Genomic DNA, 25356 nt, shown 5'->3' with positions numbered 1-25356 from the left:
AGTGTCGTCTACTCGACAATTTTGAGTTACGAAGCGTCGACTTCCAAGGTTCCTCGTCAGCATTTCTGGTAGTGGCTTGCGGTTGCTACGTTTCAATGCGGTAGTGATCTTACTAACAGCAGCACCAATGCAATATCTACCAATGAACTAGAATGCGAAACAGCTTGCTGCTCAACTCCATCTTTATACAAATTAATATCCAGAGACTGTCTGGATTCATTTTGCTTTGCTTACGATAGGTCAAGCATGCTGGCACGCCACGAGCATCACTCACACTATGTTATAGGTGGTCAGCATGCTTGTTTATTAAGTGTGGTTTAGGACGAGGATGAAGAACAATTTTGAGATCGTCTCTAGGTTAAAATCGATAGGCCTGCAAGAGCATAGGCTTTGGTTTATGGCAGGTTGTATTCGTTAATGTACTAAGTGCTCAACAAAATGACCATGCGAGTTTGAAAAGTCGCTTATGTATCGAACTCCTTATGAACTGGGAAAAGTAACACGGCTAGAATAGAGATACATTTCTCCTCCAACGGGAAATAAGCAACTCAACCTCTCCATTTATAGAAGTGCACTAACCCCTACAAACTTGGAACCTAAATAGCATTTCACACTCAGATTTCAATCTACCTTCTACATAGACGTCATTGGTAGCTTTATCTCAAATAAACAAACATTTAGCCTCTCTTACCAATGCAGCTCAGAGGAGGTTAAATGAAGCAAAGACTAACTGTCACAAAAGTAAACAACTTAAAGTGTCCAGACGGCGTGAAAATGATTCGAATATGCGATGGTGATGGGTTGTATCTTGCCATAGAAGGACACTCAAAGCGGTGGGAGTCACGTATCAAGACGCTTGCGGGAAAAGATACATACTTAGGGTTGGGCTCGACCAAGTTATTATCTCTCAAGGATGCTCGAAAAATAAATTTAGAAGTAAAAGCAGCAAGAGAGCGAGGAATTGAACCTAAGTATTATTTGAGGCGCCTTAGAGGGAAAGATACACCTAAATTTCAAGATATCGCAGAAAAGTGGCTTGAAATTCAAGAAAAACGATTAAAGGTGTCTACTTACTTAGACATGATGAAACGCTACAGATGTCATATTGTCGGTTCATCATTAGGCTGTACTCCAATTACCTTAATAACGAGCGAACATATTTACGAATTTTTAGATACTTTCAATCAAAAAGGACAAATACCCACATTAAATAAATTCCACTCAATGATCACAGGCATTTTGGGTTACTCCGTGACGTTTGAATATAGTAAAGCAATAGATATTAGTAATATGAAACAGTTGTTCAGTCGGCACCGTTCTAAACCTCATGCAAGCATAAAGGTTAATCAGCTCGACAACCTAATCAGTTTAGTTGCCTCTTCAAACTTATCTCTAATCGTTAAGCTGATGTTTGAGTTACAAGTTTTATTGGGCACACGTTGTTGTGAAACCCTGAAGATGAAGTGGACTGACATTTGTCAAACAGATTGGATATGGACGCTTCCATCGCAAATATGCAAAAACGGTTTAGAACACAAAATCCCACTTTCACCCCAAGCGATCTGCGCATTAAAACTAGCGAAGCAACTTTCGGGGGACAGTCAATACGTTTTTCCATCGCCTCACAAAAAGGCTGGGGATAAACCAAGAACGACTTCGACTCTTAACACAGCGTTTGCCAAGCTCGGTCTAAAGAGCCAAATGAGTGGTCATGGAACCCGAGCTGTGTCTGAAACAGCAATGCATGAGCAACTGGGAGCAGCAGAAACTTTGATCATTGAAGCCATCCATTCTCACACTGACAATAACACGATTCGCAAAGTATATAACCGATCGACTTTTTTTAATGATCGTCAACGAATTCTTAACTGGTGGGGTAATCAATACTCGAAATTAGTTCACGATAAAACCTGTAGTTATTACGTTAAACAAGAGCTTGACAAATTACAGCAACCTCAATTCTGAAAAAATAAGGTAAGCATCTCTAGATAAGGCATTTGGCCAATATGGCACTAACTATGCTGAAACAACTTTTATAGCTCTGAGTAAACAGATAGCTGTATTTAGTTGCGAGAATTTTTTCATCGGTGAAATAAATATGGAGAAAAACAATGGAAGTTAAACTACTAACTCTTGAGCAATATATCTCATATTTCTATGGGAAACACAAAGGCGCTCCGGCAGCATTCGCAAAAGCCGCAGGTGTGACAGAGCAACAAGTTACGAAATGGATCAATGCTGATTTTACCGTGTCAGTCTCAGACCGCGACCATCAACTGCAATCGCCACAAAAAGAATTGCCAAAAGTGTTGAAGGCATACAACGCTTTGACAAAGTCACTCGATGCATTAGACGATTATCCCTTCTTTCATCACTTTGATTCGCAGCACAAACCGCAACCTGCATTTATCACACTAGACATAGAATCTGGAGCAGTAAATGCAGGTTACTCTAGTGAAGTTGGCCCCGGCGGCCCAGCTGAAGTTTTTTATAAGCTGGTATTGCGTTTTTATCTCAACTCTGCCTTGGTACACAAAAATGACGTCAACAACTTCATCGATGAGAATCTATCGAAGTTTCAGCAGGTTTTGAGTGTATTCAAAGCTCAGTGGGATGATTCCAATTTAGTTGGACGTTATGTAAGTGGTTTTCAGGATTCTGACATTATTGAGGAACTAGGGCATTACATTGATTCTGAGTTACATGAAGATGATGAACCAAAGCTTACGAGTGTCGGTCATATAGAATTTGACTATGAAATATTGAACGAGCCATTATCAAGAGTTGGTGAACTGGAAGAGCGTGTTCAGGAATATTGCGAGAAGTTCAATTTAGCTGGCGTTAGCGTGGATGATGTCATTCACGCTGCAATTGAGTATCTAGCTCAAGAGCTTTATAGCAACCACACACTACCTTTGATCGAGGCAAAAGAACTAAACCGATTCGTTGTTGAAGGCGATTTTGACATTGGAGCTTACAGAGAGGAGTTAGATGATGCATTGAAGCCAAGCAGCTAAGCGTCAAAGATCTCTACTAGCTAGTAACAAGTAACTATATAAAAAATGGCGAGTTATCGCCATTTTTAGCACCAAATTAGCCAAACGCCTTGTTGCCTGCTTCCTTCTACTTCACAAGCAAATCAACTATACACAGCCAAACACCCCACCAATACCTCTCGAAATTCCATATTGTGCACCTTATACAACACCACTAAACAGTTATTGATGCAAAAGTCACTAGGAGAAAATGTAAGTATTTCGCTTGTGGGAAATGTTTCCACAATCCTAAAAAAAACATCATTCTTTAATTGGCATGCAGCTCTAAGGCACTTACTCTCCCATCAAAGCCTTGTAGATACTGAACGCTTAAAAGCACCAGGAAACAAGGACATTAATCAACAAAACTACATTGATGAAAGAGGTAAGATGCTCATCAAAAAAGCAAACGTCGCGAGAAAACTTTCTGTCAGCGCCCATTCACTAGACAATTGGGATGACCTCCCTGAACCAGTTTCGTCCGCAGTATTAGGCAAGTGCCGCTACTATTTGGAGGAGGATATAAATGACTGGCTCTTAGCGAAAATTAATCAACGCCAAACCACTCAAGGTTACTGCGGCGACGTAAAAAAAGACCAGTGCATCCGAATGAGCGAACTTCTTGTAATGACGGGATTGTCACGCTCTAAAATCTATGCGCTGATAGCTGACAAGAACTTCCCTCGTCAAGTCGTTATAGGGCGGCGAGTATCCGTTTGGCTAAAAAGTGAAATCGATTACTGGCTCTTAAGCCATGAGTGTTTAGTAACTAACGAGTATTAGACGTAGACCTGTTAGGTTGGTCTGAGAAACAACATACTCCGACCAACCTACACTGACTATATTTCTATCAGAGAATAGCTCGTTAGGCCTTTCGTCAACGAAACGATGTGTTTACTCCACCACTCCAACGCCACCTTTCGCTTTTGAAAGAACTTGTTGCGATTGTATGCATCCCGAATACCATCTCGATCGGTATGTGATAGTAGTGCTTCAATCACAATGGAATCAAAATCAGTACGCTCATAGAGCGTGGTACTGCCAAGAGACCGTGTCCCGTGTGACGTCATTTTGCCGCCCAACCCCATTCGTTTAAAAGCTGCATTGAGCGTTTCTGGATGCACTTGTCGTCTCGTGCTATTTCTCGCTGGAAATACAAACTCACTCCCTCTGCCTAAGTGTTTTGCTGCGGTTAAAATCGACATGACTTCGGGCGTCAGCGGAATTTTATGCATCAATCGATTTTTAGCTCTCTCTGCCGGTAAGTACCAAACTTTTTCTTCAAACGAGATCTCTTCCCAGCGAGCCCCAGTAGACTCCTTTGAACGTGTGAGAGTGTGCAACTGGAACTCAAACAAAAGCTTATTGGCTGGGCGCATTGTAGATTGCACTACCATCATTAGAAGATCCGGTAATTCATTTATATCAACACAAGCGAAATTTCGGCGCTGAGGTTTGGGGAAAACGTCACGCATACTCCCAATTGGATTATGGTCTATGTACTCGTGATTAACCGCGTACTGCATAACCCGACGAAATAGAGCAATTGTTCGTCCAATCGTCTCTAACTTTCCATCACGCTCTAAAGGCCTCATCGCTTCAATAAGCATGGAGGCTTTGACCTCTTGAATTGGTAGACGCCCCAATTTTGGATAGATGTGAAGGCGTAGTTTTTGACGAAATCCAGTCGCTGTTTTGGTCGCGACACGCGATGATGCCGTCTCCAGCCATAACTCTGCGATTTGCTGTACCGTATTGTGTGCCTCGCGCTTTATATCAAGCTTTCGTTTCCGTTGTTCGACCGATGGATCTTTACCTAGTGCTCTGAGTCGCCGGAACTCAGCTGCTCGTCTTCTCGCCTCGGTAAGCGTGATTTGAGGGTACCGGCCTAACCCTAGGTTTGACGGCCGTCCATTTGGCTTAACAAAGCGAAATTCCCAAGATTTTGCTCCCGATTTTCGAATGACGAGAACCAACCCATCTCCATCACTCACCCGACGAACATTTTGCCCTTTATTTACTGTCAGTTGCTCAACCTGCTTAGCAGTCAATTTTGAACGCATAACACCCTCCATTTTATCCAAAATGTATAGTTTTTTTAGACCCGTTAGAGCCCTTCGAAGGGGTATACAGTTTTGAGCATTAAACTACATAAAAACAGATAGTTATCCGCAGTCAGCGTCGATAAAAAAAGTATACTGTTTGTATTCGTTTCTTGTCTCAAAAGTGTATGGCATGCCGGCAAAATGATTTAACTATACATTTTGCTATACATCAAATGCGTGGATGTTATTGAAAAATCAGGACGTCGTTGGATGATAACCAACTGATTTAGATACAAAAAAAGACGTCCAAGGACGTCTTTCTTCTTAAATGTGGCGGTGAGTGAGAGATTCGAACTCTCGATACGTTGCCGTATACACACTTTCCAGGCGTGCTCCTTCAGCCACTCGGACAACTCACCGTATTGTTTGTTAGCGCTGTTGGCTAACGAGGCGCTAATTTAATGATTATCCTTGATGGGGTCAAGTGCAAATCGGGAAAAAAGCGCTCTTTTTTAATTGTTTGCTTACTTTGTGATTAATTCGATCAAATGATCGGCAAATCAGACGCTTTGGTAGTAACCCGGTACTCGGAACCAGCGGCGACATAGGTCTAGGAAGTAGCCGTAAAGTACGCCCATTCCGCATGATACTACTGCGTTACTCGATACTGCGGTGATGATTTGGTCAGTCGATGCGCCTACAGTAAATAGAATCGCTGCGTATACTGGCGACTGAAATGCTACATAGGCGATTAGGTCTGAAATGGCCTTCATGGTGCCCGAACCTGATACTTTCGCGCCTTGTCTTAGTGCCCAGTCACGGAAAACGCCATATGGCCATGCAATCGCAATATTAACGGGGATCGACAGTAAACGTGATGCCAGTGACTGCTCAAACGTCATGCCAGATACGAATACTTCGATTAGCATGCCAGAGACGAAACAGAAGACGACCATAGCAAAAGTGTCTGCTGCGGCGTTACGAATACAAAAAGGAGCTTTGGGTTTCAATTCAGGAATCTCACGGAATAATAAACTATCAAAAAATGCTTTTGGCAATTCATATAACTAGATATCTTTTACTATCTAGATTTCGTCGCTATTAGAACACCAATTTAGTAGTTTTACATACCGTATTTAAAGTCACTTGGTAAATTAATCACCAATTTTGAAGTTCAAACTAGATAAACTCGCTATTTGTTGTAATTTGATTACATTTATTGACTATACCACTGATATTCAGTGAGTTAGTGGCACGTTATGTACAATAGTTACAGCTCTAAACAATTAGATGCTCTTGGCTAAGCAGAGTTTACTTAGGCTTACGGGATGGATGGCGCTGAAATAGGTGTTTTATGAAATCTAGTGAGTTGAATAACAAGCTAGGAAGGTGCAGTGACGCCAATAACGGCGTCACTACGAAGGGTTAACGCAGAGACTCTATGTTTGAACGGCGTTTGCTTGAGAACTGGAATAGCTTATTGGCGTATTGATACAAAGCATCGTCTAATACTCTTTCATCAATGGGCTTACCAACAATAAAGTCTGCGCCAGCGCCTAACATGCGCTCTCGAGTCTCTTTAAAGACATCGGCGGTACAACCGAAGATCAAGGTATCTTTTTCACGGCCGAGCATATTACGGATACCCGCGATAGCCTCTACCCCATCCATAACAGGCATATGGTTATCCATTAAGATAAGATCAAACTGTTGGGTTGAGACGGCTTTTAGTGCCAGTTCGCCGTTTTCTACCGAAGAAGTGATAAAGCCTTTACGCTTCATAAAGGTCTCGATAATGATGGTGTTGGTGCGATTATCCTCGACGATAAGCGCTTTGAGTCCACGATAGTCGAGGTGACGTTCAATATGGACATCTAACGCTTTTGGTTTGCATGGTTCAAGTTGGACGCGAACCGTAAACTCAGATCCCATCCCTTCCTGACTGGTGAGCGTGATGTTGCCCCCCATACAGTGAGTAATCTCTTGCACTATCGCAAGACCAAGCCCAGTGCCGCCAAAGCGGCGCGTCGTGCTCGATTCGGCTTGCTCAAATGGCTTAAACACTCTTGATTGCGCGTCGGGTGAGATTCCTATACCGGTGTCTTTGACTCGGATAACGAGCGCCGTCACTCCATCATTCACTTCTTCAGACAAATAAACTTCAACCATTCCTTGCGAAGTAAACTTAACCGCGTTGTTGAGCAAGTTAAATAGGATTTGGCGTAGGCGCGCTTTATCGCCGGAATACCAGCGAGTTTCATCAACTTCCGAGAAGACGCTAAAACGTAGCCCTTTCTCATTGCATAAGGTGTGATACACGCTGTGCATACTGCCAATGATGGAGCTCAGCGGGAATGGGCGATTTTCAAGCTCAAGGTGACCTTGCTCAATCTTCGAGTAATCCAATATCTCGTTCAACAGAGACATCATATGATCACCTGAATCATAAAGGGTTTTGAGTAGTTTACGCTGCTCTAGATTAAGGTCGGTTTTGAGCAATATTTGAGCGGTACCCAATACACCGTTCATCGGCGTTCGGATTTCATGGGAGAGCGTGGCTAGGAACGCCGTTTTTGCTTTAGTAGAAGCTTGTGCTTTGACGCGTTCTTGGTCTAAATAAATGGTTTTTTCATTGAAGGTGTCAATAAGGTAGCGAATCTCGTCCGGACTTTGATAGTTAATATCGATACTGCCGCCCTCTTTGGACTCATCGACTTTCTTAGCAATATCAGTAATCGGCTTAATGAGATATTGGCTAATAAGATAATAGCCAAACATCAAACAAAGCAGCATGACAGGCACGATACCCAACTCGACTGCCATTACGATGTCTGACACTTGATCAGATACCAGTCGTCTCGCATTGACGACTTCTAGACTCCAATCAAAATCACCAAATTGACGCTGGCTGACGTAGATATCACGCCCTACTCTGAAGTTGTGCTCGGTAATCACATGATTGTTCGTATCGCGCACGATCACCCCAAGATCATGCTCTCTTGCTTTACTTTTGACGAATTTCACTAGGTTTTCCAATGAAAGATCGACGGTAGCAACTCCGGCAAATTGACCATTTAAGTAATAAGGCGCTGAAGCTGTGATCATTTGCACGTGGGTATAAGGATCGATGTACACCTCAGACCATGTAATAGTATTCACGGGCTGATTTTTTACTGAGGTGTACCACGGCTCTAGGTGATAGCCGTCAGCTTCGGGGTTGTTCCAAAGATCTATTTTATCCACCGTTCCATCACTGGTACGGTTATAGAACAAGCTGGTGAGTTTAATGTTGGGGTCTACAGAATACGGTTCGGGCCAAATGCCACCACTCACGGCGATGCCATCATTAAGCTTAAATACCTGGCAGAGCGCTTCATCGAGTGCGGTGCGGTTTTCAATAGACTGCGCCATAGCGACGATGCTTTTCAATACACCCACAGAGCTGGAAAGTGGCGCTGAGATCTCGGCGGCGAGAAACTCGTTTTTGATATCGAGGTTTTCTTCTAGCTTGGCTCGAACTGGAGACTCCACCACCATATAGGTGATGCTTCCGAATACCGCGATAAACAGAGCTAGGTACAGCGCTAGCGCGACGACACTTTTCTTTTTGAGAGACTCGTTGATAACCATAACTAGAGAAGCGATCCTTTTCTTCTTGTTCGACTCAGATAAATTCGTCTATTTTATTCGTCTGTAGCTTGTTACTATTAAGCATCATTTTCGCCTTTACGGTAAAGCATTTTGACATTAAAAGACATACTTTCCCTTCCTGAGTTAGAAGGCAAACTTCTTAACGAAGCGCAAACACAAGGCTTTGTCACCTCGATGGCAGCTGCGCCACATACGCTACCACCAGAAGAGTGGCTACCATTTTTATGGGGTGGTGAGGAAGTAGCACCATTCACATCCGGTGAGCAGTTAGAAACTTACGCACAAGCAATTATTGGCTTGTGGAATGACTTCCGCCCTGCTCTATTAGACGGCGAATGGCAGTGGCCCGAAGGTTGTGAGCTAGACGAAGAAGAGATCGTGACGTTGGCAACCAAAGACTTCTGCGAAGGTGTTCTTCAAGGTTGGCAATTGGCTAGAGATGACTGGGAAACCATCATGCCAGAGCACAGTGAAGACAACGCTCTGTTAGGCGGCGTGCTACTGTCATTGAGTATGCTTTACGACCCAGAGACATCTATCGCAACGCTACAAGCACAAGGTATTGAAGGTTTAGAGCAATTTGCTGAAATCTATAATGCCATGCCAATGATGCTTTGTGGCATTACGCAAAAAGGCGCGGTACTGGCTGAACAGCAGTAATGCAAAAAGCTCCTCATTATGAGGAGCTTTTTATCATTTCTAGAAACGATAACCCATCGACACAATTAGCTGATTCCAGTTCAGGAAGCTGTATTCCGCCATCAAATTCCACTCTTTCTCATAGCCAAAGTCGTAGACTGCTGCGAATGACATGTTGGATGTTTCTTTACTTTTTAGGTTTACGTCAAAGCGCAGTTCATCAGCAAGGTTCAAACCACCAACTTGCAAGTCGGTTAAGCTACCTGTCACGTTCTGCTCAATGCTCTGATACTGATAACCCAATAGCATCGTTAGCTTACCGTAAGGTACGTCATAACGCTGACCAACTCGCACCGCACCGATTTTGGTTAAAATGGTACTGTCTGTAGTGGTGGTCCAAGCATTAGTTACCGCACCCGCTGCCGTGACAATAATCGGGTTGAATCCATCGATCACTTCAAACTGCGTCGCAAGTACCGCACCAATACCTAAGTTGTAAGCTTCATATTCGATGTTGATTGGTATGGTCGCTGGTACAGGAAACGGTCTGCCATTACGTGTTGCATTGGAAAGATCGGCGCTGATCTCCTTATTTCCTTCGGTATAGCCTGCTAAACCATAAACATTTAGGAATGGAAATACCCATGCGTCGAGTCTAAGCTGAACACTCTTATCAGACCCTTTAATCGATACATCATCTGCTGGTACGACATAGTGATTAGGCTTGTTACGACCGCCAAGTAGCCCGCCTGTTGCGTCAATTTTGAAATCATCCGTCGCTACATACTCAACATCTTGAGAGTTCATATAGATGCCAAAACCAACGGGAATCGGTAACTCATAACCTAGGTCACGAGCCTGCTCACCCCAAACCGGTAAACCACTCCAGTGCGCTTGGTTCTTCTCTCTTTCTACTTGTTGTTTCAGTTCATCACTCGCTGCGTATACAGTATTAAATACCATATAAAGAGATGTAACAACGAGTATGGTTAGTAATCTAATCAAAACGGTTTACCTAAAAAGCTTCAGTAAAGTTGAAATAAAATGCCGAGCCATGTTTACCCATCCCTAAATCAAGGCGGATATTCATGCGCGGTTGAAGTTCATAGCGATAGCCAATTCCATAAGACAAAATAGCGTGTCCCGACAAATCTTCGACAGACTCTCCCACCGAGCCCACGCCCGTCCATGCGGTAATGCCATGGTTAGATAGCGCGCCTGAGCTCCGACGGAATGTATGTCGGTATTCTGCGGTTACTTCTGCCGTCACCTTGTCACGATATTGGCCTTGATAGTAGCCGCGCATCGAGTTTGCGCCGCCTAGTTCAGGCATGTCGTAATACGGAGTATCACCAAAAGCTTGTTGGAATCGACCTAGCACTGCCAACACTCGACCCTTCTGGAAACTGTGGAAAGTTCGATATTCCACGTCCAGTTTCTGGTACTCAGCTTGACTGCCTAGTGCTTCGCTATACAGCAGCACCTCTGTTCTAAACAAAGAACCACTCCAAGGGTTAACGGCAACGTCACGAGAATCGTATTGAATGCTGCCACCTAGACCCCATGTAAAAGGTTTATCTTTGAACTCGTTAAAGTTCTCATCCAATATCGCCGAATCAGGTTCGGTGGTTGGACTAAAGTAATTCAGCTTAATTGCGGGGCCTGCAAACCAGTTGTCGACAATTCGAAAGATCAAATTGCCTTTATAATTGTTGGTGTTGGCTTTGTATTGAGTAACATCGCCAAAATCAAACTGTTGCGCAGCATCATAGCCGATGCCCCAATAGTGTTTGCCTTGAGTACCTGCGTTCCATGCACCTTGGAATTGAATATCATCGTTATTCCAAAACAGGTCATGTTTAGCTCGTAGACCATAGCCTACTTCCGAATCAACATAGTTACCGATGATAAATGCCGAGACACTTGAGCGTTGCAGTTGTTGCTGTTCACGGTCGGTTTTGAATGAATACAAACCACCTACCGCAACAAGCACACCTTGTTCCGGAGTAAATGCTGGTCCACCTAGGAAGCTGAACATGGGTAACCCATTCACTTCACGGTAGTATTTTTTTGCGTACTTTAGATCTGAGATGGTCTCTGAATTGCGGCTATCGGTATTGTCGTCTTTTAGTTTTGAGATAGCGTCATCGTATTCGTCTACCTTAGCGTCTGCTTTAGTAACGTCGTGTTCGAACACCATGTCTTCTTTCTTGGTTTCAAGTTGAGCATAGCTAGGTATAACGACATCTTCTTTCGCGGCCACAATAGATGGTGCAATAGCAGAAAGGACAAGTAGCGACAGCAAGTTTACGCGCATGAATTGTAAGGTTCCCATAACCAATGAATGAACGTTCATTCATTTTTTAAAAAAAGCGCGCGCATAATAAACAGAACACATTTCCGTATCAAGATATTTTTCTTTCTCAAATTATTCACATTTCAAATATCGATGAACAATTTGATGACATAGGCTTGTGGCTAGAGGTTTTTCCAAGAAAAATTGTCAATTCGCTCGTCGGCGATATAGAACAATTTATTGCCAGCGGAAATGGATTGTTCGAGATCTGGGTTAAGAATGATGCCATTTCCTACATCCACTGCGATTAAAGTCGCTTGGTACTCCACTTTCATCCAGTTGAACAAGGCTTCGACCGATGAGTCTGGAGCATCGTTTGGGTAGTGAACCGAGTATTGCGTCATACCTCGTGTTGAGCTTAATAGCTCTTGATGTAAGGCACTTGAACCAGGGTCAACCGCGGCCTTAGCAAGCATTTCCGCTCCTACAGCTGGGATGCATTCAGAGTTTGGACAGTGTTGATGTAGAAGGTCGCTCAGCGCTTCGTCTTTGAAATAAACCAGCAGGTGAGCATTAGGGTTGCGGTTTGAGCAATAAAGCGCCGCAGAGAGGGTTATATCGTCTTCGGGGTTATCAATAAGAATACAACTAGCGGTTTCGATGTTGGTTTTTTCCATTTCTCGTCCGTCGGTGTAGCTGTTCACTTTGACAAAAGAAATCTCACCGGGAAGCGGGTTTTCGATATCTGAACGACTGCACAACACTATAGGCCTGCGACCTGTCTCTTCATGTTGCAGCATACGAATAAGATGAATAGTACGCTGACCATTCCAACCCAACATTAGAATATGATTTTCCACAGTTACTTTCCTTTTACCGAGTTGTCCAGAACGCCAAGAATCGAGCCCGAGTGCTGCTAAGCGGCCAAGTAACGCCGCAAACAACATCAGTCCCCCAGGGATGACAAATAAGATAGCTACCCAACGACCTGCTTCTGTCGTTGGAGATAAGTCGCCATAACCAACCGTTGAAGCGGTAACGACGATAAAATAGATGAATTGAGAAATAGGAACCGTCAGGTCTGTTTCGCCACTGGCTCTGAGTAATACCCATGATAAGCCTGCATAAAGCAAAATGGCGGCCGCTAAGCTTTTAAACCTGAGTTCGAACAGATGAGAATGAAACCATTTTCTGAGTTGTAACCAAATCGCCACTGACTTCCCTATTCGTAGACGGATTATGTGTTAAGCATATATGAAAATGGCGAACAACATATACGAAAAAACCAGTCTGAAGACTGGTTTTTTGAGAACGGCGTTAACTTTAGTGGTTACGCGTTGCCTTTCACTTTAATTTGCAGTTGCTCAGCAAAGTCCAACATGCGATTTAAAGGAATCAGCGACTTAACGCGTAGCTCGTCATCCACAAAGATTTCGTGCTCTTCACCGCCGTCTTTCAGTGCTTTTTCAATGGCACGTAGGCCATTCATCGCCATCCAAGGACAGTGTGCACAGCTGCGGCATGTTGCGCCAGCGCCTGCTGTTGGTGCTTCGATAAGTTCTTTCTCTGGCACCATTTGCTGCATTTTGAAGAAAATGCCTTTGTCGGTCGCAACAATCATCTGCTTGTGCGGTAGCTCTTTGGCTGCTTTGATCAGCTGGCTGGTAGAACCAACAGAATCCGCCAGTTCAACGACGCTAGCCGGAGACTCCGGGTGTACTAGAATCGCTGCGTCTGGATAAACTGACTTCATGTCTTTCAATGCTTTGGCAGAGAACTCGTCATGGACGATACACTCACCTTGCCATAAAAGCATGTCCGCACCAGTTTGGTTCGCGATGTACGAACCTAGGTGACGATCTGGACCCCAAATAATTGGTTTGTCTTCAGCGTCTAGGTGCTCGACGATTTCAAGGGCGATACTTGACGTCACAACCCAGTCAGCTCTCGCTTTTACGGCTGCAGAGGTGTTAGCGTAAACCACAACCGTGTGGTCAGGATGCGCATCGCAGAATTCAGTGAACTTGTCCGCAGGACAGCCAAGGTCTAGAGAACATTCCGCTTCTAGAGTTGGCATCAGAATGCGTTTTTCTGGCGTTAGGATCTTTGCTGATTCGCCCATAAAGCGAACGCCAGCAATGATCAGCGTCGACGCATCGTGGCGGTTACCGAACTTCGCCATTTCAAGAGAGTCACCCACGAAACCACCCGTCTCTTCTGCAAGAGCTTGGATTTCAGGATCGGTGTAATAGTGTGCAATCAAAACCGCGTCTTTTTGTTTTAATAGCGTTTTGATGTTTGCAATGTATTGCTGTTTCTCGTCATCACTTAGAGGAACAGGCTTAGGGGGAAACGGATATACCGTATCAATAGTGTCTAAGATGTGGCTCATAGCGCATGCTCTATGCTACTTCCAAATAGTCCGAGCATTGTACACGGATATTCCTACAAGGACAAAGGCAGGCCAGAGGTAATCGACCAAAGTTGAATAGAAAGTGGCCGTATCGGGCTAAGAGTGTGATGGGTTGTAAAGAAGCGTTGAGGTTGGAAGATAAAACAGTTATATCCACAACTGCCACAGCAGTTAATATTGGTCGTCACCCCTACGGAGGCAGGGGTCTTGTTACAGCGAGTACTGAAGGCGCTTTTAGTAAATTCCTGCCTGCGCAGGAATGACGTTCCCTGGTGGTTGGGAGCGCTTTAGGTAAATGCCTGCCAGTGCAGGTGCATAGTTAGCGGAATGGTTTGGATACGATAAAACTGGAAAACGGAGCAATTGCATCCACAACTGATACAGCTGTTACTTTAAACGTCCCCCCTGCGGAGGCAGGGGTCTTGTTACAGCGAGTACTGAACGCGCTTTTAGTAGATTTCTGCCTGCGCAGGAATGACGTTCCCTGGTGGTTGGGAGCGCTTTAGGTAAATGCCTGCCAGTGCAGGTGCATAGCTAGCGGAATGGGTTGTGGGCATTATGTAACTGGAAGATGGAACAATTGCATCCACAACTGATACAGCTTTTACTTTAAACGTCACCCCTGCGGAGGCAGGGGTCTTATTTCAGCGAGTACTGAACGCGCTTTTAGTAGATTCCTGCCTGCGCAGGAATGACGATCCCTGGTGGTTGGGAGCGCTTTAGGTAAATGCCTGCCAGTGCAGGTGCATCGTTAGCGGAATGGTGTAGATATTATGTAATTAGAAGATGAAGCAATTACAGCCGCAACTCGCACAGCAGCTACTTTAAACGTCACCCCTGCGGAGGCAGGGGTCTTATTTCAGCGAGTACTGAACGCGCTTTTAGTAGATTCCTGCCTGCGCAGGAATGACGATCCCTGGTGGTTGGGAGCGCTTTAGGTAAATGCCTGCCAGTGCAGGTGCATTGTTAGCGGAATGGTTTGGATACTATAAAACTGGAAAACGGAGCAACTGCATCCACAACTGATACAGCTGTTACTTTAAACGTCACCCCTGCGGAGGCAGGGGTCTTGTTACAGCGAGTTCTGAACGCGCTTTTAGTAGATTCCTGCCTGCGCAGGAATGACGAGCCTTTGGTGGTTGGGAGCGCTTTAGGTAAATGCCTGCCAGTGCAGGGGCATAGTTAGCGAAATGGTGTAGATACTATGTAATAAGAAGATGAAGCAATTGCAGCCGCAACTCGCACAGCAGCTACTTTAAACGTCACCCCTGCGGAGGCAGGGGTCTTGTTACAGCGAGTACTGAACGCGCTTTGAGTAGATTCCTGCCTGCGCAGGAATGACGATCCCTGGTGGTTGGGAGCGCTTTAGGTAAATGCCTGCCAGTGCAGGTGCATAGTTAGCGGAATGGTGTAGATACTATGTAATTAGAAGATGAAGCAATTGCAGCCGCAACTCGCACAGCAGCTACTTTAAACGTTACCCCTGCGGAGGCAGGGGTCTTATTTCAGCGAGTACTGAACGCGCTTTTAGTAGATTCCTGCCTGCGCAGGAATGACGAGCCTTGGTGGTTGGGAGCGCTATAGGTAAATGCCTGCCAGTGCAGGTGCATAGCTAGCGGAATGGGTTGTGGGCATTATGTAACTGGAAGATGGAACAATTGCATCCACAACTGATACAGCTGTTACTTTAAACGTCACCCCTGCGGAGGCAGGGGTCTTATTTCGGCGAGTACTGAACGCGCTTTTAGTAGATTCCTGCCTGCGCAGGAATGACGAGCCTTTGGTGGTTGGGAGCGCTTTAGGTAAATGCCTGCCAGTGCAGGTGCATAGTTAGCGGAATGGTATAGATATTATGTAATTAGAAGATGAAGCAATCACAGCCGCAACTCGCACAGCAGCTACTTTAAACGTCACCCCTGCGGAGGCAGGGGTCTTGTTACAGCGAGTACTGAACGCGCTTTGAGTAGATTCCTGCCTGCGCAGGAATGACGAGCCTTTGGTGGTTGGTAGCGCTTTAGGTAAATGCCTGCCAGTGCAAGCGCATCGTTAGCGGAATGGTGTGGATACTATGTAACTGGAAGACGGAGCAATTACATCCACAATTGACACAGGCGTTATTTGGGGCGTCACCCCTGCGGAAGCAGGAGTCTTGTTACAGCGAGTACGGAACGCGCTTTTAGTAGATTCCTGCCTGCGCAGGAATGACGAGCTTTGGGTGGTTGAGATCGCTTTAGGTGAACGCCTGCCAATGCAGGCGCCCGGCTATAAAAGCGACAACGCACTTGTCTGATTATTACTTCAAATTGGACTGAGCAACTTTTGCAGAAGAACTACCTGGGTACTCAGCAATTACTTGCTCGTAGTACTTTTTCGCTTCTGCTGCTTTGTTGCCGCGCTTCGCTAGATCGCCCAATTTAACTAGTGCATCTGCACGTTTGTTGGATTCTTTAAAGCCTAATACCGCTTTAAAGCTCTTTTCTGCTTCTGAATCTTGGCGTTTAGCAAAGTAAAGCTGACCTAACCAGTAATGCGTGTTCGGCATAAAGGTTGAGTTTGGATAGTCTTTTTGGAATTGCTTGAATGCTTCGATAGCACCGGCGTAGTCACGTTTTTTCAGGATAAGGTCTACAGCATTTTGATAGGCAGTTTGCTCATCAGCGTCTGTGCTGAATTTGCCTTGAGGTGCTGTGCTGTCTTTTGCTACAGGAACTGGGACTGCGGCCGTGCTTGCTTGAGAGCGAAGTTTATCGATCTCAATGAATAGTTCTCTTTGACGCTGCAACATTTGCTCCATATCGTAGCTGTTGCGTTCTAGCTGACCACGTAGAGTTGCGATTTCTTGCGTCATTTCATCGAGCTGTTGCTGCATTTGCAACTGAACTCGGTTTCGGTTCTGAAGCAGGCGTTCTAAACGTTGAACGTCAGTTTCATTGGTTGCAGCATGGGCTGCTGAAATAGAGGCAGCAGTTGCCGAGGAAGATGTTGCGCTCAAGTCGGTAACCGGTGCTTTTGTCGCGTAAGCTGTGCTTGCTGCGCCGGCTAGTAACGTAAGCGTAACAACGCGCTTAATGTTACTGTTCATAAAGGTTATTACCTCAATTGCCGTGGCTTAAAACAATGAGTCGCAGCGCAAAGGCTGCGACTCAACAATCTTAAGCAGATTGAATTAGTAAACTAGAACTGCGCGACGGTTTTTCGCATACGCGTCTTCAGATTGACCTAGTACTAGTGGTTTCTCTTCACCGTAGCTTACGATAGAGATTTGGTCAGCTTGTACACCAAGAGCTTGGATGTACTTAGCTACAGCTTGTGCACGACGCTCGCCTAGTGCGATGTTGTACTCAGGAGTACCGCGCTCATCAGCGTGACCTTCGATAGTCACTTTTAGTGATGGGTCTTTGCTTAGGTATGCTGCGTGTGCTGCAAGCATATCTTCGTAGTCACCAGCAATTGTAGAGTTATCGAACGCAAAGTAGATAGTTTGGTTTTCACGAAGCGCTTTTTCTTTTAGCTCTTGCTCAGAAAGTTGTGCATTCTCATCGATTGGAGTAGCAACAACAGTTTCTTGCTGTTGTTGGTTAGAAGTTTCTGCACCTGTTGATGACGCAGCGTCATCAGTTGAGCTACATGCTGTCATCGCAAGAACTGGCAGTGCGATTAGCAACCCCTTAAAAACTTTGTTTAATTGCATTGTTATTTCCTTAACCTAAAAATTTAATTGCTATAAAAACGGTGACCATGCTGGGGCTCTTACACGCCCATTTGTAGCCGGTAATCTAGCTTTAAATCGTCCATCGATGGAGACCATAGAAAGGACGTTAGTTTTGTTATAAATAGAGCTGTATATCACCATGCCACCATTTGGTGCGATGCTTGGTGACTCATCTAGCAGTGTTTTCGTGAGGACTTGCACTGAACCTGTCTCTAAGTCTTGTTTTGCAAGATTAAATCCAGAGTTCGAGCGATTTACCATCACGAGGTAGCGACCGTCAGGGGTGATCTGCCCACCGAGGTTTTGTCTACCCTGCCATGTGATACGTTTGGTTTTACCGTCGGACAAATTTACTTCATAAATCTGAGGGTTACCACCCCTATCCGACGTAAAAATAAGGGATTTGCCGTCTGGTTTCCAGAACGGTTCCGTATTATTTGACCTACCGCTAGTAATTTGACGCAGTTTTCTTGTTTCAAGATTTAACGTATATACATGCAGTTGCCCAGTCTTTGATAGTGTTAACGCTAACGTCTTGCCATCAGGAGAAAATCTTGGCGCACCATTGTGACGTGGGAATGACGTAATCTTTTCACGCTTACCGGTGTAGATGTTCATGATGAAGATTTCAGCTTGCCCGTTTTGGAAACTTACATAGGCAAGTTTTTTCCCATCTGGAGACCAAGCCGGAGACATTAGTGGCTGCTTAGAACGTAGAACAAGCTTCTCGTTATAGCCATCATAGTCAGCAATACGCATTTGATATGGGTACTGATCTTTGTCATTAACAACGACATAAGCGATTCGCGTTAAGAATGCACCACGCTCACCAGTTAGTTCTTCATAGACAAGGTCAGAAATGCGGTGAGCATATTCACGTAGGCGATTGCCTGGAACGGTTGCTTTCTTCTTGAATAGGACGTGGTCGTTCGACAGAACCAGTTGGCCATCACCACTTAGAGCCTTTGATTTGCCGCCAGTCAATTGACCGCGCACCACATCAACCAGTTGGTAGCTTACTTCGTAGTTACCTTCTGCGTTTTTCACGATGGTACCCGTTAGCAACGAATCAACACCAATGGATGTCCACGCTTCAAAGTTAATGTCTGACGCATCGTATGGCGTTTGCGGCATTTTACTGGTTGCTACAGGACTAAACTTACCACTTCGTTGTAAGTCTGATGCAATCACGGCCGAAACATCATGAGGAAGTTTTCCCTCACCTTCCCATTTAAATGGGACAATAGCGATAGGTCTTGCGGAATCAATACCGTCGGTAATGACAAGTTCTAAAGCGGCATTTGCAGTCTGAGCAGCGAAGCTCAGCACTAATGCCATTCCTAATAGTATTCGCTTAATCACGAGGTCTTCCTTTTTACTCTGGAACTACGGTCAGATTAATATTTTTAAGTTGTTGGTTCACATCCGCTTCTTTTGAAAGCGGGAAGGTCCCAACCTGAGCTATCGCACGCTTAGTCGCGGCACAAAGTCTGCTATCTCCATCGAGTACTGCAACTTGACCAGCGATAGCGCCGTTACCCGCAGGTATCAGTTTCAAGTTAACTCGACATTGCTTTCCCCGAAAGCTGTCCTCTAGAAGCAGCTTTTGTTGAATCAGCTGAGTGTAGATGGCGCCCATACGTTGTACTTCTGATGCAACGTGTTTTGAGCGCGCACTAGTATTCAGAGCTGCTTCACTTTCAAGGCCAGAGAAAATGTTATCTAGAGCGGCTTCTTGCTCCTTGCGCTCACGCTCAAGTTGCTGCAAACGCTCCTTCTCAATTCTGGCTTTTTCTGCTGCTTCTTTGGCGGCTTTCTCTTTAGCAATACGGTCTTTTTCGGCACGCTCAGCGGCTTCTTTCTCACGCTGGGCTTTTTCTTGTGCTTCTTTGATCGCTCGTTCTTTTTCTAAACGTTCTTTCTCTGCCTTAGCTATCGCCGCTTCTTTAGCGACTCGTTGTTGCTCAGCAACACGAACAGCTTCTTCTTTGGCTTTACGTTCAGCTTCAGCTTTTGCAGCGCGTTTCCTTTCCACTTCGCGGCGTTTCTCTGCCTCACGTGCTGCTTGAGCATCTTTCGCTTGTTGCTGTTTCAACTTGCGAATGCGCTCTTCTTCCGCTTTGCGATTACGCTCCAGTTGCTCACTTTCACGGCGTAACTTATCAAGGCGGTCTTGTTCTTTTTTAGCTGCGGTTTCGCGCTGCTTGCGAATCTCTTGCGCTTGTTGGCGCACTCTAGCAGGGTCGATGACCACCGCTTGCACCATGCCTGTTGGCTCCGCTTTATTCATCGTGAAGTCTGTCCCCCACAATAAAGCAACAACCAGCATCAAGTGAGCAAACAAAGAGATCGCTATTGGCTTTCCGTAGCTAGAGTTATTCTTCTTATTGCTTTTCATACCGTTGCGATGACTATTCCCTGATATCGGTTAGTAGGCCCACTTTTGGAATACCGGCCTGACTTAACTCATCTAACAACAACACTACCTCTGCGTAAGGGGTAGCTGCATCACCGCCTACTGCCACTGGCGAGTTTGGATTGATCGACAGTTCAGCTCGAACGCGAACAATAATGTCTTGTAAGCTAAGGCCTCTTTGCATGTCTTCGTTATTAACGCTCAAACCAAAATTCCCATCACGGTCGACTTCAACAATGATAAAACTTGCGTCGCTGTCACCGGCTAGCTCTGTTGCTGGCTTGGCGTTGGACGTTTTTGGTAGTTCTACATCCACACCTTGAGTGACGAAGGGTGATGTCACCATAAAAATGATAAGTAGAACTAGCATAACGTCGATATAAGGAACGACGTTGATTTCACATGTCAGCTTGCGTTTCTTTGGTTGGTAGCCAGCCATTACTGCTCCCTACCCGCCATTGCTTGTCTATGCAGGATACTGTGGAACTCTTCTGAGAAGGTCGCATAGTTGTGCTCCAACTTGCCTACTTTATTGCTGAGTCGGTTGTACGCCATTACTGCTGGGATAGCTGCAAATAAGCCCATTGCTGTTGCGATCAGTGCTTCTGCGATACCAGGTGCTACCATCGCTAGTGTGGCTTGCTTTACTTCACCCAATGCGATGAACGCATGCATTATGCCCCAAACGGTACCAAAGAGACCGATATATGGAGAGATAGAACCAACGGTTGCTAAAAATGGTAGGTTTGTCTCTAGATCTTCTACTTCGCGAGAAACCGCAACACGCATCGAGCGCCCCGTTCCTTCCATAATGAAAGCCGGTGATTCAGCGTTGGATTTACGAAGTCTCAAAAACTCAGTAAAGCCGCTATAGAAAATCTCTTCCGTACCAGAAAGGTCGTCTTTTCTTTTCTTCACATCTTGGTAGATCTGTGAAAGATCAGCACCTGACCAGAACTTATCTTCAAACTCGTCTGAGTCTTTAGTAGCCTGTTTCAGCACCTTGCTGCGTTTGATGATCATCGCCCAAGATACGACTGACATCCCAAGCAGAATCAACATTACCAATTGAACCAGTAGACTTGCCTCTAGAATGAGGTCCACAAACGAAATATCAGCCGTCACTGTTTTTTTAACTCCAATAAGATAGTCGAAGGGATAGCCTTCGGCTTCATTTTTATATTATCGATACATGCCACTTTAACGAGAGCCTTTGCAATTGTCACATTTTGCTCATCAACAATTTCTTGTTGAAATGTTAATGACGCTCGTTTGAATTCAGAAATATGTGTCTTCACTGTGAGGTGGTCGTCTAGCCGTGCACCGCGGATAAAATCAATATCGATATGACGTACGACAAAACCTACTTGTTGGTCAAGCAACTGACGTTGGTGTACGTTTCTGCTACGAAGCAACTCGGTTCTGGCGCGTTCAAAGAAATTGAGATAATTCGAATGGTAGACCACACCGCCTGCGTCGGTGTCTTCATAATAGACAGTGATGGGGAATTCGAAATACGGTGATAACTGAGACAAACTGGTAACTTCCTAATGAATACTGCGCTCTAATATAACGCAAGTGATTGTGTTTGTTATAAGAGCTGACAAAAAATTTTGAATAAAGTGCCAAAATTTACACTCAACTGATGAAGTTATTAGCAGTTTCGAAAGTTTGTTTGTTTCAAAAGGTAAAAAACCCGAGCATAGCTCGGGTTTTCTTTAGATAACGTACATTAACGTTAAGTAACTCAACACAGTTAGTGACAAGTACGGACTGAACACCGCTTGCCAGAGCCAGAACCTCGGTCGGAATCCGACTCCAAACACCATGCTGGCACAAACAGACAATACAAATAACAATCCTAAGAATGGCGAGAAGCCACCAATGGCGTCAGCGTATTGGTCTGGACTCCACATAAACAAACCGACATTAACAAAGCCGAGTATCAGAGATAAGACGCGCAATAGCGTCTTATCTACAGGTTTGTGGAGTTGCTCTAACTGTTGGTTAAGATTACTCACTGTCTTCGTCCATCATCTCACTGTGCTCTAACCAAAGAGCGTTGATGATGCCGAATGCACACGCAAGTAATACACCTAAAATCCAAGCGAAATACCACATATCAAATGCTCCCTAGTAAAGTGAATTTTTGTTTTCTTCGATGAACTTGTCATCAAGACGACCAAACATCTTGTAGTAAGTCCAAGCTGTGTAGCTAAGAATTACTGGAACCATTACGAACGCTACTGCTGTCATTAAGTTCAGAGTCAACTCACTTGAAGTCGCATCCCACATAGTCAAGCTATGGTTAGGGTTTAGGCTACTTGGCATTACGAATGGGAACATTGCAAAACCAGCCGTAAAGATGATGCCGCCGTTCGCTAGAGAAGAAGCAATGAACGACACTGCACATTTCTCTAGACGCGAAGCCAGTACCGCTAGAAGTGGCATCACCACACCTAGTGCTGGAGCAATCCAAAGTAGTGGGTACTTCTCAAAGTTCGCCATCCACGCACCTGCTTCACGAACCACTTCTTTATTAAGTGGGTTCGATGCTGCATTGCCGTCAATTGCGCTTACGATTGAGTAGCCATCGATGTTTTGAATCCAGAAACCTGCTGCTACGAAAGCCGCAACAACCAATAGGCCCATTAGCTGTGCTGTGTTGCGAGCACGAGTATGGATATCACCTGTTGTCTTCATTTGTAGCCAAGTTGAGCCTTGTAGCAAGATCATGAACAAGCTTACTAGACCGCAAAGTAGCGCAAATGGGTTTAGTAGACCAAAGAACGAACCATGATACGTTGGCATCATGAATTCACTCAGTTGGAACGGTACACCTTGTAGCAAGTTACCAAACGCCACACCAAAGATGATTGGTGGAACAAAACCACTGATTGAAATAGCGATATCCCAAACGTTACGCCATTTGGTGTCTTCTAGCTTTGAACGGTAGTCCAAACCGATTGGACGTAGCCATAGCGCTGCTAGCGTCACAATCATTGCAAAGTAGAAACCGGAGAACGACGTTGCATAAACAAGTGGCCATGCAGCGAATAACGCACCACCAGCAGTGATCAACCATACTTGGTTACCATCCCAGTGAGGGGCAATCGAGTTGATCATTACACGGCGTTGGCTGTCCGTTTTACCTAGGATAGGCACTAGAGCACCTACCCCCATATCAAATCCATCGGTGATTGCGAAACCAGCCAATAGTACGCCGATCAGAATCCACCAGATGAGTCGTAAGACTTCGTAATCAAACATTCTTTTTCTCCTTGCTTACGCTTCTACTTGGCGACTAACTTTGTTCTCTACCGTTTCGTCATTTTGTTCGAAATGGTAACGACCAGTCTTCAAGCTACTTGGACCTTTACGTGCGAATTTCACCATCAAGTAAACTTCAGCAATTAGGAACACAGTATAGAGGGCGATGATTGCGAACAGTGAAGACCATAACTGGCCTACCGTTAACGCTGACGCGGCTACGTGAGTCGGTAGAATTTCACCAACAGCCCACGGTTGACGTCCGTATTCAGCAACAAACCAACCTGCCTCGATAGCGATCCAAGGTAGTGGGATACTGAATAGCGTTGCTTTGAGAATCCATCTCTTCTGTTCGATTTTTTGACGACATGTTTGTACAAACGCTGCGCCGAATACGAATAGCATGATAAAGCCACAGGCAACCATGATACGGAATGACCAGAATAGTGGCCAAACTTTAGGGATAGAGTCATCCGCTGCTGCTTGGATTTGGTCTTCAGTCGCATCAACAACTTTGTCTGTGTAGCGTTTAAGTAGTAGACCGTAACCTAGGTCATCTTTCACTTCATCAAACGCGGCAACGTTAGCTTCGCTGCGGTCACCTGCACGAAGTTTTTCTAGCAGCTCGTACGCATACATACCGTTACGAATACGATCGACGTGCTCTTCTCGTAGGTCACGAAGACCAGTTACTGGAGTATCTAGAGAACGCGTTGCGATAATACCCATTACATATGGGATCTTAACCGCGAAGTCGGTGTGCATTTCTTCTTGGTTTGGTAAGCCAAACAGAGTAAATGCTGCTGGTGCTGGCTCAGTGTGCCACTCTGCTTCAATAGCTGCGAGTTTCACTTTTTGAACATCACCCAGCTCGTAACCTGATTCATCACCAAGTACGATTACCGATAGGATAGATGCCATACCGAACGAGGCTGCGATAGCAAACGAACGACGAGCAAATGCAACATCACGACCTTTAAGTAGGTAGTAAGAGCTGATACCTAGGATGAACATTGCACCCGTTGTATAGCCTGATGCTACTGTGTGAACAAACTTAACCTGAGCTACTGGGTTGAGTACTACCTCAGCAAAGCTCACCATTTCCATACGCATGGTTTCAAAGTTGAACTCAGCGCCTACTGGGTGTTGCATCCAACCGTTCGCAACAAGGATCCAGAGTGCAGAGAAGTTCGAACCAAGTGCAACTAACCATGTAACGGCTAAGTGCTGACGTTTTGAGAGCCTATCCCATCCGAAGAAGAAAAGTCCGACAAAAGTGGATTCGAGGAAGAAGGCTACGAGGGCTTCGATAGCAAGCGGGGCACCGAATATGTCGCCAACATAATGGGAATAGTAAGACCAGTTGGTACCAAACTGGAATTCCATAGTAAGACCGGTGGCAACACCTAGAGCGAAGTTAATACCAAATAGCTTACCCCAGAACTTTGTCATGTCCTTGTAGATTTGCTTATTGGTCATTACGTAGAGGGACTCCATGATGGCTAGCAGGAATGCCATACCGAGAGTCAATGGAACGAACAAGAAGTGATACATTGCCGTGAGTGCAAATTGCAGTCTCGACAGATCAACAACGTCTATCATGGTAACTCCTTTTGTGTCAGCTGAACGACACTTTCTACATTTAGCTTCAAGGACTTTGTTTAATAGACATTAAACTTGTTGAGCAAATCATCATCCTTGTTGCAAAAATGTACCTCAATGGTTAGTTAATTGTTAAGCTTGCGCTAATATAGCTGGCGCTAATATTACTGGTAAATTGAGTCGGTTTCAAAAGGTTTATTTGTAGAGTTGCTTTGATTTACATCAATAAACACAAAGAGTTGATTGTACGATCTTTAATCACATTGATGCAGATCAA

At 44.9% G+C, this 25356-nt stretch carries 22 protein-coding genes and 1 tRNA gene; 4 read left to right on the top strand and 19 right to left on the bottom strand.

All coding sequences use genetic code 11. The features are described from left to right. Window positions 1–714: 714 nt before the first annotated feature. The 3 genes from HW45_RS23315 to HW45_RS30250 all read left to right on the top strand — a co-directional run bounded on the left by HW45_RS23315 (window position 715) and on the right by HW45_RS30250 (window position 3818). The gene (locus tag HW45_RS23315) at window positions 715–1965 is read left to right on the top strand and encodes a tyrosine-type recombinase/integrase (RefSeq protein ID WP_038230131.1); all 1251 of its coding nucleotides are present in this window, start codon (window positions 715–717) and stop codon (window positions 1963–1965) included. A gap of 146 nt (window positions 1966–2111) precedes the next feature. Further along, window positions 2112–3017, top strand: coding sequence for a hypothetical protein (locus HW45_RS23310; RefSeq protein WP_038230129.1), 906 nt, complete (start codon window positions 2112–2114; stop codon window positions 3015–3017). Window positions 3018–3224: 207 nt separating this feature from the next. After that, window positions 3225–3818, top strand: coding sequence for a helix-turn-helix transcriptional regulator (locus tag HW45_RS30250; RefSeq protein WP_038230127.1), 594 nt, complete (start codon window positions 3225–3227; stop codon window positions 3816–3818). Window positions 3819–3874: 56 nt separating this feature from the next. Here the strand turns inward: HW45_RS30250 and HW45_RS23300 are convergent, their stop codons facing one another. The 4 genes from HW45_RS23300 to HW45_RS23285 form a co-directional block, all read right to left on the bottom strand. Next, complete coding sequence (locus HW45_RS23300; protein WP_038230125.1) at window positions 3875–5098, bottom strand: tyrosine-type recombinase/integrase; 1224 nt, start codon at window positions 5096–5098, stop codon at window positions 3875–3877. Between the two features lie 313 nt (window positions 5099–5411). After that, window positions 5412–5499, bottom strand: a tRNA-Ser gene (locus HW45_RS23295). A gap of 141 nt (window positions 5500–5640) precedes the next feature. Next, the gene (locus HW45_RS23290) at window positions 5641–6090 is read right to left on the bottom strand and encodes an L-alanine exporter AlaE (RefSeq protein ID WP_038230187.1); all 450 of its coding nucleotides are present in this window, start codon (window positions 6088–6090) and stop codon (window positions 5641–5643) included. A 415-nt stretch (window positions 6091–6505) separates the two neighbouring features. Further along, window positions 6506–8710 (bottom strand): hybrid sensor histidine kinase/response regulator, encoded by a 2205-nt coding sequence (locus tag HW45_RS23285; protein WP_038230124.1) that lies wholly within the window; start codon window positions 8708–8710, stop codon window positions 6506–6508. A 111-nt stretch (window positions 8711–8821) separates the two neighbouring features. On the opposite strand from HW45_RS23285, the gene HW45_RS23280 reads away from it, so the two are divergent. Continuing rightward, window positions 8822–9391 (top strand): UPF0149 family protein, encoded by a 570-nt coding sequence (locus tag HW45_RS23280; protein ID WP_038230123.1) that lies wholly within the window; start codon window positions 8822–8824, stop codon window positions 9389–9391. A gap of 39 nt (window positions 9392–9430) precedes the next feature. On the opposite strand, the gene HW45_RS23275 is transcribed toward HW45_RS23280, so the two are convergent. The 15 genes from HW45_RS23275 to cydA form a co-directional block, all read right to left on the bottom strand. Further along, entirely contained in the window at window positions 9431–10375 is a 945-nt protein-coding gene (locus tag HW45_RS23275; protein ID WP_235225529.1) for a hypothetical protein, read from the bottom strand. A gap of 10 nt (window positions 10376–10385) precedes the next feature. Next, window positions 10386–11687, bottom strand: a complete 1302-nt coding sequence (locus HW45_RS23270; protein WP_051868308.1) for a BamA/TamA family outer membrane protein — start codon at window positions 11685–11687, stop codon at window positions 10386–10388. 161 nt (window positions 11688–11848) lie between these two features. Beyond that, complete coding sequence (locus tag HW45_RS23265; RefSeq protein ID WP_038230119.1) at window positions 11849–12880, bottom strand: potassium channel protein; 1032 nt, start codon at window positions 12878–12880, stop codon at window positions 11849–11851. A 116-nt stretch (window positions 12881–12996) separates the two neighbouring features. Next, window positions 12997–14058, bottom strand: a complete 1062-nt coding sequence (nadA, locus tag HW45_RS23260) for a quinolinate synthase NadA (protein ID WP_006075300.1) — start codon at window positions 14056–14058, stop codon at window positions 12997–12999. A gap of 2314 nt (window positions 14059–16372) precedes the next feature. Beyond that, window positions 16373–17161, bottom strand: coding sequence for a tol-pal system protein YbgF (gene ybgF / locus HW45_RS23255; RefSeq protein WP_006075299.1), 789 nt, complete (start codon window positions 17159–17161; stop codon window positions 16373–16375). A gap of 84 nt (window positions 17162–17245) precedes the next feature. Continuing rightward, on the bottom strand, window positions 17246–17770 hold the full coding sequence (pal, locus tag HW45_RS23250) for a peptidoglycan-associated lipoprotein Pal (RefSeq protein WP_006075298.1): 525 nt from the start codon (window positions 17768–17770) through the stop codon (window positions 17246–17248). A gap of 30 nt (window positions 17771–17800) precedes the next feature. Then, the gene (gene tolB / locus HW45_RS23245) at window positions 17801–19129 is read right to left on the bottom strand and encodes a Tol-Pal system beta propeller repeat protein TolB (RefSeq protein ID WP_443083047.1); all 1329 of its coding nucleotides are present in this window, start codon (window positions 19127–19129) and stop codon (window positions 17801–17803) included. A gap of 37 nt (window positions 19130–19166) precedes the next feature. Then, on the bottom strand, window positions 19167–20189 hold the full coding sequence (gene tolA / locus HW45_RS23240) for a cell envelope integrity protein TolA (RefSeq protein ID WP_038230115.1): 1023 nt from the start codon (window positions 20187–20189) through the stop codon (window positions 19167–19169). Between the two features lie 13 nt (window positions 20190–20202). Then, window positions 20203–20646 (bottom strand): ExbD/TolR family protein, encoded by a 444-nt coding sequence (locus HW45_RS23235; protein WP_038230113.1) that lies wholly within the window; start codon window positions 20644–20646, stop codon window positions 20203–20205. Continuing rightward, a complete protein-coding gene (tolQ, locus tag HW45_RS23230; RefSeq protein WP_006075294.1) occupies window positions 20646–21332 on the bottom strand; it encodes a protein TolQ in 687 nt (228 codons plus the stop codon). Before tolQ ends, HW45_RS23235 begins: the two co-directional genes overlap by 1 nt. Continuing rightward, window positions 21329–21742 (bottom strand): tol-pal system-associated acyl-CoA thioesterase, encoded by a 414-nt coding sequence (ybgC, locus tag HW45_RS23225; protein ID WP_038230111.1) that lies wholly within the window; start codon window positions 21740–21742, stop codon window positions 21329–21331. The genes tolQ and ybgC overlap by 4 nt, the downstream gene beginning before the upstream one ends. Window positions 21743–21925: 183 nt before the next feature. Further along, on the bottom strand, window positions 21926–22228 hold the full coding sequence (gene ybgE / locus HW45_RS23220; RefSeq protein WP_006075292.1) for a cyd operon protein YbgE: 303 nt from the start codon (window positions 22226–22228) through the stop codon (window positions 21926–21928). Further along, window positions 22221–22328: a cytochrome bd-I oxidase subunit CydX gene (gene cydX / locus HW45_RS29075; RefSeq protein ID WP_006075291.1), complete on the bottom strand. Its 108-nt coding sequence runs from the start codon at window positions 22326–22328 to the stop codon at window positions 22221–22223. Before cydX ends, ybgE begins: the two co-directional genes overlap by 8 nt. Before the next feature lie 12 nt (window positions 22329–22340). Beyond that, window positions 22341–23477 (bottom strand): cytochrome d ubiquinol oxidase subunit II, encoded by a 1137-nt coding sequence (gene cydB / locus HW45_RS23210; protein ID WP_031495488.1) that lies wholly within the window; start codon window positions 23475–23477, stop codon window positions 22341–22343. Between the two features lie 15 nt (window positions 23478–23492). Continuing rightward, on the bottom strand, window positions 23493–25079 hold the full coding sequence (gene cydA / locus HW45_RS23205) for a cytochrome ubiquinol oxidase subunit I (RefSeq protein ID WP_038230109.1): 1587 nt from the start codon (window positions 25077–25079) through the stop codon (window positions 23493–23495). Window positions 25080–25356: the final 277 nt, after the last annotated feature.

It is taken from the genome of Vibrio sp. ER1A, assembly GCF_000733315.1.
Lineage (GTDB): Bacteria > Pseudomonadota > Gammaproteobacteria > Enterobacterales > Vibrionaceae > Vibrio > Vibrio mediterranei.
The sequence above is the reverse complement of the archived record's forward strand: the minus strand, read 5'-3'. Positions and strand labels throughout refer to the sequence as shown.